The following is a 14,849-nucleotide window of genomic DNA, read 5'->3' as shown; positions in this document are numbered from 1 at the left end:
CTCTAACCCAATCGATTTTATGGAGTAAACAATATGATTCCGGTGATCTTGTCAGGTGGTAGCGGTTCACGTCTTTGGCCGCTTTCGCGTAAACAGTTCCCTAAGCAATTCCTCGCCCTGACCGGCGAACACACGCTGTTCCAGCAAACCCTGGAACGCCTGGTGTTCGAAGGCATGGACACGCCAATCGTGGTCTGCAACAAGGATCACCGCTTCATCGTCAACGAGCAGTTGAGCAACCGTAACCTGGAATGCCAACGCATCCTGATGGAACCGTTCGGCCGCAACACCGCGCCGGCCGTGGCGTTGACCGCGATGATGCTGGTCAATGAAGGTCGCGACGAACTGATGCTGGTGCTGCCGGCCGACCACGTTCTGGAAGATCAGAAAGCCCTGCAACGCGCACTGGCTCTGGCCACCGTCGCCGCCGAAAACGGTGAAATGGTGTTGTTCGGCGTACCCGCAACGAAACCGGAAACCGGTTACGGCTACATCAAGTCCACCAACGATTCGTTGTTGCCAGAAGGCGTCAGCCGCGTTTCGCACTTTGTCGAAAAACCCGATGTGAAACGCGCTACCGAGTACGTCGAGTCCGGCGGTTACTACTGGAACAGCGGCATGTTCCTGTTCCGCGCCAGCCGCTTCCTCGAAGAACTGAAAAAGCACGACCCGGACATCTACGACACCTGCCTGCTGACCCTTGAGCGCAGCGAGCAAGACGCCGACACCGTCACGCTGGACGAAGCCACCTTCGCCTGCTGCCCGGACAACTCCATCGACTACTCCGTCATGGAGAAAACCCAGCGCGCCTGCGTGGTGCCGCTGACGGCGGGCTGGAGCGATGTCGGTTGCTGGTCGTCGCTGTGGGAAGTCAACGAAAAGGACGCCAACGGCAACGTCACCAAGGGCGACGTGGTCATTCAGGACAGCAAGAACTGCATGATCCACGGCAACGGCAAACTGGTGTCGGTGATCGGCCTGGAAAACATCGTCGTGGTCGAAACCAAGGACGCGATGATGATCGCCCACAAGGACAAGGTTCAGGGCGTCAAGCAGATGGTCAACACGCTCAACGAGCAGGGCCGCAGCGAAACCCAGAACCACTGCGAGGTCTATCGTCCGTGGGGTTCTTACGACTCGGTGGACATGGGCGGGCGTTTCCAGGTCAAGCACATCTCGGTCAAACCGGGTGCGTGCCTGTCGCTGCAGATGCACCACCACCGCGCCGAACACTGGATCGTGGTCAGCGGCACCGCCGAAGTGACCTGCGATGACAACGTGTTCCTGCTCTGCGAAAACCAGTCGACCTACATCCCGATCGCCTCGGTGCACCGCCTGCGCAACCCGGGCAAGATCCCGCTGGAGATCATCGAAGTGCAATCGGGCAGCTACCTGGGTGAAGACGACATCGAGCGTTTCGAAGATATCTACGGTCGCTCGACCCCGATCGAACGCGGCGTGTCGGTGAAAACCATCGCGCAGTGATCGACCTGCAATAAAAAGCCCTCGTCCAGCCCACTGCGTCCCCTATCCGCAGTGGGTTGGGCGGGGGCTTTTTTGCAGGTTTCTACATTCAGGCAGCCTTTCACCCAGAGGACTGGGCAGTCTTGACCGCTTGCTCTTCCCGCGCGGGTCTATAACGTTCCCACCCTGCACGATCGCTTCGCCAAGGAGCGTCCACAAGCGTGTTGTTTCGATAGAACAACACTTTATCTGCAAGTTTTTCGCGGTTTCTGAAGAGATAACGCAACTCCGATGAGGTTGCGGAGGGTCGCGTCTTCATCACGACTTGATCCATATCCAGTTCATCCAGCATGAAGTGAATGACGTCAGTGCTTTCAGAATTCAGTAGGGTTGCCAGTCCGGCTTTACTGGCTCGACTGATCAGCTTGTGAGGAAACTTGTCGTCTGCATCAAGGTACTTTTCAAATGTTTTGCGTACCGAGTAGCGACCGCCAGCCAGTTCAGCGGCATAGCGCTCTGAAAAACGCCTGTTAGCGGCCGTGGACTTCCAACCCGAATACCTGTTTCTTATTTTCTGGTAATAGGCCTCTTCCCTCATGAACACCAATTGCGCAATGGATGAGTACTGCCCTTCCCAGAATGTCGGTCGACTACCGGTGTTACCTGCCGGCAGGACGGGGTTCATGAATCGGCTTGCGTCACGAATAGAGCTGTAGCTTTGGCGCCTGACATCCAAGTCATTTTCCAGTTCAGCAATATCATCACCATTCAAATATTTTGCGAGGTAGTCTCCGCGATTGCTCAACACCGCCCACCAACCCAAATAGCCTTTTTCAAGGACCTTCGCCAAGCCGAAAATCAAGTCGCCCTGCTCAGGTTTGAACAAATCCTTGAAGTTGCTTTGTCTGCCGTCGCCATCCGTCAAACTCATGGGCCTGTTTCGGACCATGCCATATAAATTCAGACCATCGGCTGCGCCTGCCGGGTCAGGGTTCAACCACCGCTGCCATTCGGGTAAGTAGTAACGCAATCCATAGTAGTAAAACCCTGTCGCATCTCGCTCCTTGCCCGAATACCTGATCGTTTTATAACTGACCTGCACCGCATCGCCATCCGTCCATGCGGTGCCACCAAACGGGTAATAACATTCCCGGGTGATAACGCTGGCATCCTGATCCAGCTCCAGCGTGCTTGAACCCAGATGATCGCTCAGGCTGTAGCGCTGTTGATTGTTGGCAATGTCCTGCGGCCGACCTGCCTCCCAGTGCAATACCCGCACACTGGCGCGCCCGGTCTGGACGTCAATCACATTCAGTACTTCCCGCGTGCCGCTGTGGGTACGGATTTCCAGGCCTGGCAGATAACGGGTTTCGATGAGGTTGGTTTGCGCACGGGTTTGCAGCGAGCGGATCTTGCGCACACGCCTGCCATCGGCCCCGTAGACGTAGCACTCACTGTCCGCAGGCCCTTCGACGCGTTCGACAGGTCGCACCTCGCTCAGTTGATTGCGTAGATCCCAACTCAACAAACACCCGGGCTGCAGGCACCGCAGATTGCCATTGGCGTCGAAGCCTTTGCGAAAGTCCGCTTCGCCCGGCTCCACGCCTTCGCGCATGGATAGGCAGCGATTGCTACCGGCATCCGCGACCAGTCGGTGGCCAGGGTTCTCCACACCGACATGGGTCATTTCGAGCAAATTATTGCCGGCATCAAAACGATAGGTCTGACGATAGTTGGAGAGGGTTTTCAAACGTTCGGATGAAGGCGCATGCCTGATTGATCCTGACTCCCAACCCGTCGCCTCAGTCAGTTGCGACTGACTGTCATAGCGATAGCGGCTGATCGGCTCGATACGTTGATTGGCGAAATAGCGAATTGGCAGCGCCGCGTCTTCAATGCTCAATACGTTGCCGAGTGGATCGTAGGCATATTGCAAATCCTGCACTGGCGCCTGCTGCCCGAGGCGGGAAAACAAACGGCTCAGACGTCCATCTTCAACGTCGTACTCAAGCGTGGTAACCACACCATTGCCCGCTACTTCTTCTTCGATCTGACCTTGCGCGTTGTAACGGATGGCGCTGACCATCGGCAGCCATTGCGCGGTGCCGCTCAGACATAAATCCACGGCGCGCAGCCGTCCTTCAAGGGTGTGGCTGAAGCGCTGCACGTTAGCCCCGGCATCCGTGCGCGATTGCAGATCGCCTAGCGGCGTCAATCGTGATCGGGTGACGTAACCTGGAACCGGCTCACCGCTGAACCGTCGTTCTTCCTCCAGCACCGCGCCGGCCATACTGTAGTCGTTGAACAGGAGAATGCCCGCTGGATCATCATGACGAATCAATCGCCCACATTGATTGTGCTTGCTGGAGGCCTCGTTGCCATACGCAAGCTGCTCGATAGACGCCTCGTTCTCGATAATTTCCACCGGCCGCAGTTGATCGTCGTAACGGATCTGCCGCCGAGTGCCGCGACCATCCCACTGCTCCAGCAACTGTTCGCCCTCACCCGACAGACTGACCCGCCATCCGGCATCGACACTGTTCGTGCCGATGACCCTGGCGGACAACGAATACGCCGTCACCAGATTCGCCTGCGCCGTATGCCACAAACGCGGGTCCCGTTGCGCGACCATTCGCCCCGCTGAATCATGGCTCATACGGTTGATCCGTGGCTGCGCAGGCTGGCTTCCATCACGCCAGTAACCCACGGTACGAACCGCCAGCCCACGCGGATCGAAAGCGGTCAGGCCTGGAGTATGAGCATGGACAGACAGTTCATCTGACGTCATTTATCCCTCCTTGTTTGAAGTCCGGTTACTGCCCCACAGCAGGCTGGACAACAGCGTGTTTTCTCTAGACCTGGCTTCAACCTCGACGAGACCAATTCAACTCCTGGTCTTCGGTCTCCAGATAGTCTGACGCCTGTGCAACTTGCGTAGGTGCCTGCACGAAGCCGGCATGAAACGCCTGCTGGACGAAAGAACTGGGCGCTGCCGACTGCTCTGTGAACAGTGAGCGCTGCACGCTGGCAGGGGTCTGCAGGAACGGCTGGAAAGACATCCTTGGTGTATTCGCAGCGGCTGACACTGGCACATTGACGGGCGCACTCAACAACTTGTATTGCACACGCGTCTGCGCCTCCGACGTTCGCATCACAGTGCCCATCGCCACCCCCACGGCCCCGACAATCTGTGCCGCTGGATGCGAGGCATGCATCAGGAGTTGCCCTCCGGTTTTAATCGACCAGGCCACGGCATCCCGGCGAGCCTCCAGCACCTTCGGGTCTTCGACAGGGCTGTTGAAGACATCCGACATCGGGCCCATGACCCGACTCGCAACCTTTTCGCCAAGAACCGTACTGAGTCCCGCTGAAAGCACTTCGCCGCCGTGATACATCACGGGGCCCGACGGCGGAGAAGTTTCGGTTATCACGGCGGCCCTGACGTGGGCCTCATGGGTATTGAGCAGCGCGCCGCTTTTGGCCCCCAGCTTTGCCAGTTCAACGGGAATTTGCCGTCGGTAGTCCTGCACTTTCGGGTCCGGATTGCTCTCAAAATAATTGCGCACCGGTTGCATGCCGGCAGCCTGGATCGGGTTGACCAGTTTTTTCTCGGCCAGAATGTGATAGACCCGATCATCGAGTTTCTTCTCTGGCTTGCGTCCGTCGCTGTCTCGATAGACCACAGGACTGTTGCGCATCGCCCGGTAGCGGTTATGGCCATCGATGGCCCCGGCAGGGTCCGGATTCAACCAGCGCTGCAACCACGGGATGTAATAGCGATGGCCGAAGTCATACAAACCGGTGGCATCGCGCTCCTTGCCCGAATAGCGAATGTTCTTGTAACGGGTCTCACCCTCTTCACACCAGGCCGTTTCACCGAAGGGATAAAAATGTTCGCGACTGATAATCCCACCGTCAGCGGCCAACTCCAGACCAACCGAGCGCAGATGATCAGTGAAGCTGTAGCGATATTGGTCGTTGATACCGGCAGGCGGCGCGCTCTGCCAATGCAAAACGCGCACACGGTTGAGTCCGGTCTGCACCGTGATGATCTGCAATTGCTCGCCGGTGCCGCTGTCGCTGCGTAACTCCAGCCCCGGTAAATAACGCACCTCGGCGACCACCGTGCGAGCGTTGGTTTGCAACGAGCGCAACTTGCGCACCCGCCGGGCATTGCCGTCGCAGACATACACTTCCTGATCATTCAGCCCGGATGCACGCTGCACCGGGGTCACCGAGTGCAACTGATCACGCAGATTCCACATCAGCCGACGGCCCGGCTCCAGCTCCAACAAATTGCCTCTGGTATCGAATGCCAAGGCGATTTGCGCCTCATCGGGCGGCACGCCATTGCGCCAGGGCAGACAGCGATTGCTGTAGCGGGCGGCTTGCAGGTCATGGCCCGGGTTTTGTGCACCTACGTGAATCAATTTGAGCAGATTGCCGCCAGCGTCATACCGATAGCTTTGTGAGTAATTGGCGATCGCTGTCGGCCCGCCCTCCGCAGCGCCGGCCTCCCAGCCGCGAGCTTCACTCAACTGGTTCAGGCTGTCGTAGCTGAAACGGCTGATCGGCTCGATACGCTGGTTGGCGAAGTAACGCACGGGCAACGCCTGATCTTCGATGCTCAGCACGTTGCCCATCGGGTCATAGTCGTAGAGCAGACGCTGCAGGATCGTCGCGTCGGCCTTCTCGCTGTGGCGCAACCTCAGGCGATTGTCTTGCGGTCGATAGGCCAGTGTCGTGCGGACGCCGTTGCCCGCCAGTTCATGTTCGACCTGATCCGCGGCGTTGTAGCGAATTTCACTGACCAGTGTCTGTGCGGCGGTTTGATTTTCCAGTTGCAAGCAAGCCATGCGCAGGCGGCCATGAAGCGTCAACTCGAAGGTCTGTCGATTACCCCGTGCATCAACCTGTTCGAGCAAGGACTGCAACGCCGAGAAGCGCCATCGGGTCGTGGCGCCCGCTCCGGGCTCAAGCAGCACTTCGCGCTCCTCAAACGGCTCGGGCCAGTCAGGGTCGACGAGCGCCCGCAGGAAGCGCCGAGTGCCTGCGGTACATTGGCCACCGAGCGCGAATTCGTCGAACAGCTCGCTGCCCGCCGGGTCATCGTGACGGATCAACTGGCCGAACTGATTGAGCGCCGGGTCCCCGCTGTCGGGCTGGCCATAGGTCAAACGCTCGACACACTGCCGAGGCTGCGTCGCACCTGTTTCAAATAGCGCCACCGGGCGCAGCAGCAGGTCATAGGCCACCTCGCGAGACGTGCCGCGACCATCCCAGCCGCAGAGCACTTGCCCACCCAGACCGAGCAGCTCGATCTGCATTCCGGCATCGACACTGTCCGAGCGCAGTACGTTGTCGTTCAACGAATACACCGTGGTCAGATTGGCCGGCGCCAACGGATCAGTCATCTGCAGCGCCCACAGGCGCGGATCCCACTGCCTGACCGCGCGCCCGGCGGCGTCAAGCACGGTTCGTGTGATGCGGGGCTCGGCGGAGTGGGCTGTTTCGGCGCGCCAATACTCCACCGCACGAATCGCCAGCCCCCGCGAATCGGTGACCGAAAGCCTAGGTGTTTTACTGTGCATCCCCATCATTGAGCCCCGCGCCGCGACGGCATCCCTTTGCCTCGAACATCAGAGCAGCGGCGAGCGGCCCTGCCAACTGTCAGAAATTACAGTCCCGACCGACGGTGCCCGGTTTAACAGCCGAATGTCCATTCCCGCGCCCCTTCGGTAGGATGGTGAGCACGTGTTCAAGGAGCGTTCAAACATGTTCATCGGCATCTTGCTGATCATCACCTGGTTGATCCTGTTGTTGCGCTATCCGGCCAAGGCCCTGCCCGTCTCCGTAGCGGCGGCTATCGGCTTGGGGTTGGTGGCGATGGGGGTCGTGTGGCAGGACAACCGCGAGGTCAAGCAATTGGCTCGCCTGGAGATGCGCATCAGCTACGCACCGGAACAATGCCCCGCGGATCGGCCGTTGCAACTGAAGATGAACAACGGCAACGATGTGCCACTGACCGACCTGCGCTGGCGCATCGGTGCCTATGCACCCGGCGACACCGTGAATCTGGCCGACAATCAATACACCGCCCCGCGTTATCGCGGCCCCGGCGAGTTACAGGCCGGCGCTGATTGGGAAGACTGCCTGCCGATGCCGCCCCTGCGCTCCGGTTATCGCCCGCAAACCCTGGAGTTTCGCGCCGAGCGATTGCAGGGCAGTTTCTCCGACTGATCCCCTTCCCCACTTTTTTTGCACAAGGAATGCGCCATGCCCGTTGCGTTGATTACCGGTTGTTCCAGCGGCATCGGCCGTGCCCTCGCCGATGCGTTCAAAAGCGCAGGTTTTGAAGTCTGGGCCACTGCACGCAAGCCTGAAGACATCGCCGCACTGGCGGCTGCCGGGTTTACCGCGATTCAACTGGACGTCAACGATGGCGCGGCACTGGAACAACTCGGCGAACGGATCAACCAGCAACACGGCAGCCTCGACGTACTCATCAACAACGCCGGGTACGGTGCCATGGGCCCGTTGCTCGACGGCGGTGTGCCCGCCATGCAGCGCCAGTTCGAAACCAATGTTTTCTCCATTATCGGTGTCACCCGCGCACTGTTCCCCGTCCTGCGCCGGGGCAACGGATTGGTGGTAAATATCGGCAGCGTTTCCGGTGTTTTGGTCACACCGTTCGCCGGCGCCTACTGCGCCTCGAAAGCGGCGGTGCATGCCTTGAGCGATGCGCTGCGCATGGAGTTGGCACCGTTGGGCATTCGCGTGATGGAAGTCCAGCCCGGCGCCATTCAATCGAGCTTCGCCAAAAACGCCGGGCATGAGGCTGAGCAGTTGATCAACGAGCAATCGCCATGGTTTCCCCTGCGTGAAGGCATTCGCGCACGGGCCAAGGCCTCGCAGGACAAGCCGACACCGGCCAGTGAGTTTGCCGCCGGGGTCCTCAAGGCCGTGCAGCAGAGCAAGCCGCCACGCCTGATCCGTCTCGGCAATGGCAGCCGGGCGTTACCGTTGCTGGCAACGTTGTTGCCCAAGGGGTTGCTGGAGTCGGCGTTGATGAAGCGGTTCGGCTTGCGCGGAAACTTTTGATTACAACTGATGAAATGGCCAAACCGGTCGATCTACGTAGAATGCGCCGCGCATGAAGTGCCCGACGCTTCATGTGAACCCGAAACCCGATAGCGCATGGAGTCGCTGGGGCAAGCATCGAAGCAAGGGAATTGCTGAACACTGATCTCCCCCCCCCCGACTGTTTCCGCCCGAAGCGGTCGCTGCTTTGTTGACCTGCCTGACGCGAGCTCTGCTCACACGCTTCAATTCAGATCAGGAAACATCCCTTGAAACTCTTCAACGTATTGCCTCTGGCATTGCTCACGGTGCTGGCAGGCTGCGCGACCAAAGAACGGCCCCTCAATGACACGCTGCCCAAACTGACCCTGCAAAACGTGCTGCCGGTCGTGACCGCCAACGAGCATTGCAACGCGCAGATGGACAGCGACATTCTGTATGGCGTCGGCTACCGGTTGTACGAAAACGGAGAGTACAAGGACGCCAAAACCTGCATGGTCATGGCCGCCCCCAAGCACACTCGCGCGTTTTGCTACCTGTCGATGACCACCCGCTATGACTCAACCCTGACCGCCGACCAACGTAACACCGAAGCCTTCAACTACATGGCTTACGCAGCGACGCAGAACGACTGGTGCGCGGAATACGGTATGTACGAGAGCTACAAATACGGCAAAGTCGGGACCCAGCAAGATGCTGCGCTCGCCACTCGCTGGCTGGAGCGTTCCTCGCTGCATGGCTATGCCGAATCCCAGCAGATATTGATCGAGCAATACGAGGAGCTGGGTAACCTGAGCGCCGCCTACGCCTGGACCAGGATCATGGCCAAAGCCGAAGACACCACGGCGGGCGCTGACCTGAAAGCCAAGATGAACGCAGCTCAGATCGCTGAAGGCGACAAGCTTTACAGCGAACTTGTCACCCAGGTCACCAGCAAGAAAACATTGTTCGCTGAAGCACGCGAAGAAGACGTCGGACGTTACTCCGCCGATATCTATCAGAACTATCCGGACACCTTCAAGGGCATGTCATCTGTCGAGCGTTACGACTATGTGAAGCAAACCATGCGCACTGCTATCGAGCAGCCCTTCACCAAAAACCGTGGCGACGTTGTGGCCTACATCGTACTGAACCGCGCCGCTCAGTTGAAAAAGCCTGACGCGAATATCGCAACAGACCCGCGGATCGTCGCCCTCATGGAAGATCAAGCATTGTCGGTGGACGAAGCCATCGAGTCTGGACTGCGAGTAGTCAACACGTTCTACCGATAAGCTCAGTCGCGAGCAGGCTCACTCCCACACAGGTCTCTGTCACACCGAAGAACCTCTGTGGGAGCCTGCTGGCGATGGCAGCCACGCGGTCTATCCGTTATCCACAGCGTCCTGCTTCACCACCACCGTACAAGTCATCCCCGCCGCCAGCAGTACGCCCTCCGGGACCTCGTCAATGTGAATCCGTACCGGCACGCGCTGGGCCAGTCGCACCCAGTTGAAGGTCGGATTTACATCGGCAATCAGCTCGCGACTTTGCGGGTTGTCGCGGTCGTAGATGCCGCGCGAGATACTTTCCACATGCCCCTTCAATGCCTCGCCGCTCATCAGTTGCATGTCGGCCTTATCGCCGACGCGTACGTGGGGAAGTTTGGTCTCTTCAAAGAAGCCGTAAACCCAGAACGAGTTCATGTCGACCACGGCCATTTTCGCCTCGCCGATGCGTGCGTAGTCGCCGCGATGGACGTTGAGGTTGGTCACATAGCCGTCCACCGCTGCGCGCACTTCGGTGCGTTTGAGGTTGAGTTCAGCGGCTTCCAGTTGCGCTTGGGCGTGCTGGTAGTCGGCCAGTGCAGCGTCGGCGATGTTGCTCGCGTCGTCGCGGTTTTCCTTGGAGATCACCAGGTTGTCGAGGTCGGCGCGGCGGTGGGCGTTGACCTTGCGCATCTCCCAGGTGGACTTGCGTGAAGCCACCAGCGACTGCGCCTGTTTCACCGCAATGCGGTAGTGCTCGGGATCGATCTGCATCAGCAAGTCGCCCTTCTTCACCAACTGATTGTCGCGCACCGGCACGTCGATCACTTCACCGGTGACATCGGCGGCGACGTTGATGATGTCCGCACGAACCCGCCCATCCCGCGTCCACGGCGTGTTCATGTAATGCACCCACAGGGTTCGGCCGATCCACAGCGCGACGGCCAGCACCAACAGGGTCGCGAGCAGACTGAAAAACTTTTTCATCAATGCCTTCTTCAGAGATAGAGAATCAACGGTAAACCGTCAGCGCCAAGGCGCCGAACAGACAGGTAAACAGACTCAGGCGCAGCAGCGCCGGGTGCCAAAAGAAGCGGTACAGATCGAACCCGGCGAGAAACCGATCCAGCGCCCAGGCCAGCGCTGCAGCGATGAAAAACATCAGGGTCATGGTCGGCATGTACACGCCGTGGAAAGCGATTTCACGGGGCATGGGCAAGTCCTTCAGGCTTGGCTTGCGTGAGCGCAGCAAGCGGTGATTGCGGGTCGAGCAATGAGGTGCGAATGAAGTGCAGATAGCTCTTCACCCGGCGCAGCGCGGAGGTGTCGAAGTGCGGTGCGAACGGCTCATCGGTGGCTGCGACCCGGCTGATCGCGTGATCGACCGCCACCAGTGCGCGCTCCAGATTGCTTGGGTTGGGCTGCAAGAACAGCCGCACCAACGCCCGGCCCATGACGCGGATCGCCTGACGCCACGGCTGCGATTCGGCATAGGCCGGATGCACCGGCAAAATCGCCTGTTCCTTGCGCAACTCAATGATCGCGTGACCGACTTCGAGCACCACGAACATCCAGCGCAACAGGTTCTTTTGCACGTTCGGCTGGCCCGCCGCCAGGCCATAGGCCTGATGCAACAAATCGCGGGTACGGCTCTCGAAACTCGACGCCAGGCCTTTGAGCTTGCCGCTGATCGCATAGACCACCTGGCCACGCAGATCCTGTTCCAGGCGCTGCCACAACCAGCGGCTGTTGGGCGGCAGGATAATCGCGCCAGCCGCCGCACAGACCAGCATGCCCATCACCATGGCGATGTAGTCGTTGATGAAGGTGTACGGGTTGTAGACGGTCAGGTTGTCCGGCACCGAACCGGTGCTGAAGAAGATCAACAGACCGAGACCGACACCGGCGTACTGCGGCCGCGAGGTGAGGAACGAGCCCAGCACGATCACCGGCGCGAGCATCACGCACAGCAACGGGAAACCGTCGATCCACGGGAAGATGAAAAACATTTCGACGAAGCCGATCAGCGCGCCAAGGAAGGTGCCGCAAGCCATTTGAAAAGCCATGCGTTTCGGGTTTGGCGTGGCAGCGGACAGGCCCACGGTGGCAGCGGCGATCAGCGTCATCGTCGCGCCACTCGGCCACGCAGTGGCGACCCAATAACTGCCCAGCACGATCAAAATAAACGAGGCGCGAATGCCCGACGCCGCCGCTGCCCACCAGTTGGTTTGCGGGGTGAACGGCTCGTCCCAGCGCTCGCGTTCGTGACTGTGATCGGCGAGCGAGGCGTGGGTCTGTGCATAACTGTGCAGGTCATCGACGAAGCGATAGAGCAACTCGTACGCGGTGTGAAAATCCAGTTGCTCGGCGTCGCTCGGCTCGCACTCCTGAAAGATTGCCCGCAAGCTGCGCACCCGCGCCGGCAAGCCTTCTTTGTAGGTCGCCAGCGCCGCGACCAGCCGTGCCGCATCGGGGCTGGTCAAGGCACGGCCACTGAAGCCATCGAGCACTTCGGCCAGATCCTGCAAACCGGGTTTGATCGCCGCCACGACGTGTTCTTCGTCATTGCCACGCAAGCGTTCGAGCAACTGATGCAGCGCATTGAAACGGGTGGTAATACCCATGAACTCACTGTTCAAACGGCTCAGCCGACCGTTGCGCCGACGCATGTGCGGGTCTTCGAACACAGTCACGCTGCGCAGCCCTTCCAGGCCCACCGCTTCGGCAATGAACCGTACGTTGCTGGCTTCGAAACCTTGCGCTTTGCTGCGCCCGCGCAGGCCATCGGTGACGAACAAGGCAAACACACCGAAACGCTGATATAACGCGTTGCGCATAGCGGCGCTGGCGGTCTGCGGCACAATCGCGGCGCTGATCACGGTCGAGCAGACAATCCCCAGGGAGATTTCCAGCACCCGCCATACCGCCGCCATGAACGCGCCGTCCGGGTGCGCCAACGCCGGCAAACCGACCATCGCAGCGGTGTAGCCGGCCAGCACAAAACCGTAAGCACGGAAGTTACGGCAGCGTGCGGCACCGGCCGAGCAGATGCCCACCCAGATCGCCAGCGAACCGAGGAACAGTTCGGTGTTCTGCGCAAACAACGCAATCAGCGTGACCATCATCGCCGACCCGGCGAGGGTGCCGAGAAAGCGATAGAAACTCTTGGCAAATACATGACCGCTCTGCGGCTGCATGACGATGAACACCGTGATCATCGCCGTGCGCGGCTGCGGCAGCTCCAGACGCATCGCCAGCCACAGGGTCAGGAAGGCGGCGAGCAGCACCTTGAAGATGTAGACCCAGGTCACGCCATCGCTGCGCGCCCAGTCGAACAAACCCCGGCGCCATTCCAGGGAGTAGAGCCAGCGCAGCGGTGCGGGCAAGGGAGTCATTTATTTGTGCTCAATGAAATTCAGTCAGGTCGCAAAATCTGTGGGGGGCTAGCCTGCTAGCGATAGCGCTGTAGCAGCCGACCAAAATGCCAACTGATGTGCCCTCATCGCGAGCAGGCTCGCTCCCGCAACAGGTTTTGGGCTCACCGCAAAAGGGCCGGGGTTTTCGGGGCTTGGGTTTGTTCGGCAGTGGGCACGTCATTGCCGGCGCCCAATCCGCCACCGAGCGCTGTGACCAACTCCGCATGCGCACTCAGCCGCGCCGCCTGCACCTGCTGTTGCACCTGCTGCTGTTTGAACAGCAACGTCTGCGCGTTCAGCACGTTGAGGTAATCGGTGAGGCCCCGTTGATACGCGATCATCGCGATGTCGTACGTTTTCTGCGCAGCGGCCACCGACTCGGCGGCGAACCCTTGCTGCTTGTCCATCGACTCGCGGCGGATCAACTGATCGGAGATGTTCTTCAGCGCATTGATCAGGGTCTGGTTGTAGTGCGCCACGGCGATGTCGTAACCGGCCGACGCTTCTCCCAATTCGGCACGCAGTCGTCCTGCGTCGAAGATCGGTAAAGAGATCGCCGGGCCGACGTTGTAGTTGAGCTTCTTGCCGGTCAAGAACCCCAGCGCACTGCCGCCAGTGGCCATGTAACCGAGGCTGCCGACCAGGTCGACGTTGGGATAAAACCCGGCATGCGCCACATCGATCCCCCGCGCCTGCGCCGCCACTTGCCAGCGACTGGCAACCACGTCCGGACGCTGACCCAGCAATTGGGCGGGCAGCGCGCTGGGCAATTTCAGTGCAGCGCCGAGGGACAAGGTCGGACGCTGCAACTGCGCGCCCTCGCCCGGCCCCTTGCCCGCCAATGCGGCCAGTTGATTGCGGCTCAGGGCAATCTCCTCGTCCAGTGCATCGAGTTGTCGATGGGTTTCCGGCAACGGCGTTTGGGCCTGACTGACTTCGAAGTGCGTGCCGATCCCACCGTCCAAACGCTTGTGCGCCAGATCGAGAATCTGCTGTTGCTGCTTGAGCGTGGCGACGACGATGTCGCGCTGGGCGTAATGCAGCGACATTTGGATGTAGGCGCGCACGATGTTGTTCTGCAACGCCAACTGCGCCAATCGCGCCTCGGCGGCGCTCATGTGCGCCAGATCCACAGCACGCTCGCTGGCGTTGCTCTCGCGGCCCCAGAGGTCGAGCGCGTAGCTGAAACCCAGCGCGGCGCTGTTGTCCCAAGTGGTCGAGTTGGCCAGATCACCGGGGCCGTAGAACTGATCGGTTGGCCAGTTGTGACGCTTGAGGGTCGACTCGCCATTGATCTGCAACGACTCGGCCGCTTGCGCGACACCGGCCAGGGCTTTGGCCTGACGCACCCGCGCAGCGGCCATGGCCATGCTCGGGCTACCCTGCACGGCGAGGTCGATCCAGCGATTGAGTTGCGGGTCGCCGTAGGCTTGCCACCATTGCGCGGTGGGCCAGTTGGCGTCACGGGCGGCGTGGGCGATGGCCTCGTCGGTGGCCAGCGTATTGGCCTCCAACGCTTCGCCCTGAGGGGCAATTCCTTCGGTACCGATGCAGCCGCCGAGAGTCAGGGAAAAAACCAGAACACTGAGCGGCAAAAGCGCTCTGTTGATGCGACGCGGCACAGCTGCGAATTCCTGAGAAAGGG

10 protein-coding genes are annotated in these 14,849 nt (G+C 59.9%); 4 read left to right on the top strand and 6 right to left on the bottom strand.

Going from position 1 to position 14,849, the window contains the following annotated elements; genetic code table 11:
* Positions 1–33 precede the first annotated feature (33 nt).
* A complete protein-coding gene (locus tag ACIOU6_RS14660; protein WP_401137351.1) occupies positions 34–1,485 on the top strand; it encodes a mannose-1-phosphate guanylyltransferase/mannose-6-phosphate isomerase in 1,452 nt (483 codons plus the stop codon).
* Positions 1,486–1,585: 100 nt separating this feature from the next.
* On the opposite strand, the gene ACIOU6_RS14655 is transcribed toward ACIOU6_RS14660, so the two are convergent.
* Together ACIOU6_RS14655 and ACIOU6_RS14650 are read right to left on the bottom strand one after the other, a co-directional pair.
* Positions 1,586–3,955: an RHS repeat-associated core domain-containing protein gene (locus ACIOU6_RS14655; RefSeq protein WP_401137348.1), complete on the bottom strand. Its 2,370-nt coding sequence runs from the start codon at positions 3,953–3,955 to the stop codon at positions 1,586–1,588.
* A 373-nt stretch (positions 3,956–4,328) separates the two neighbouring features.
* Positions 4,329–7,061, bottom strand: coding sequence for an RHS repeat domain-containing protein (locus ACIOU6_RS14650; protein WP_401137345.1), 2,733 nt, complete (start codon positions 7,059–7,061; stop codon positions 4,329–4,331).
* A gap of 178 nt (positions 7,062–7,239) precedes the next feature.
* On the opposite strand from ACIOU6_RS14650, the gene ACIOU6_RS14645 reads away from it, so the two are divergent.
* The 3 genes from ACIOU6_RS14645 (at position 7,240) to ACIOU6_RS14635 (ending at position 9,815) form a co-directional block, all read left to right on the top strand.
* On the top strand, positions 7,240–7,704 hold the full coding sequence (locus tag ACIOU6_RS14645; RefSeq protein ID WP_221729960.1) for a multidrug transporter: 465 nt from the start codon (positions 7,240–7,242) through the stop codon (positions 7,702–7,704).
* A gap of 36 nt (positions 7,705–7,740) precedes the next feature.
* Positions 7,741–8,565 carry an SDR family oxidoreductase gene (locus ACIOU6_RS14640; protein WP_221729961.1) on the top strand — a complete coding sequence of 275 codons (825 nt, stop codon included), beginning with the start codon at positions 7,741–7,743 and terminating at the stop codon, positions 8,563–8,565.
* A gap of 248 nt (positions 8,566–8,813) precedes the next feature.
* Complete coding sequence (locus tag ACIOU6_RS14635; RefSeq protein WP_401137341.1) at positions 8,814–9,815, top strand: sel1 repeat family protein; 1,002 nt, start codon at positions 8,814–8,816, stop codon at positions 9,813–9,815.
* Between the two features lie 90 nt (positions 9,816–9,905).
* On the opposite strand, the gene ACIOU6_RS14630 is transcribed toward ACIOU6_RS14635, so the two are convergent.
* From ACIOU6_RS14630 to ACIOU6_RS14615, 4 genes are all read right to left on the bottom strand, one after another.
* Entirely contained in the window at positions 9,906–10,775 is an 870-nt protein-coding gene (locus tag ACIOU6_RS14630; protein ID WP_339465853.1) for an HlyD family secretion protein, read from the bottom strand.
* Between the two features lie 25 nt (positions 10,776–10,800).
* Complete coding sequence (locus ACIOU6_RS14625; protein ID WP_221729964.1) at positions 10,801–11,001, bottom strand: DUF1656 domain-containing protein; 201 nt, start codon at positions 10,999–11,001, stop codon at positions 10,801–10,803.
* A complete protein-coding gene (locus tag ACIOU6_RS14620) occupies positions 10,991–13,183 on the bottom strand; it encodes an FUSC family protein (protein ID WP_401137337.1) in 2,193 nt (730 codons plus the stop codon). Before ACIOU6_RS14620 ends, ACIOU6_RS14625 begins: the two co-directional genes overlap by 11 nt.
* 143 nt (positions 13,184–13,326) lie before the next feature.
* A complete protein-coding gene (locus ACIOU6_RS14615) occupies positions 13,327–14,826 on the bottom strand; it encodes an efflux transporter outer membrane subunit (protein ID WP_221729966.1) in 1,500 nt (499 codons plus the stop codon).
* Positions 14,827–14,849 lie beyond the last annotated feature (23 nt).

The sequence above is a fragment of the Pseudomonas sp. NPDC087615 genome (genome assembly GCF_044743445.1).
Taxonomy (GTDB): Bacteria; Pseudomonadota; Gammaproteobacteria; order Pseudomonadales; family Pseudomonadaceae; genus Aquipseudomonas; species Aquipseudomonas baetica_A.
This window is presented reverse-complemented; position numbering and strand designations above follow the sequence as displayed.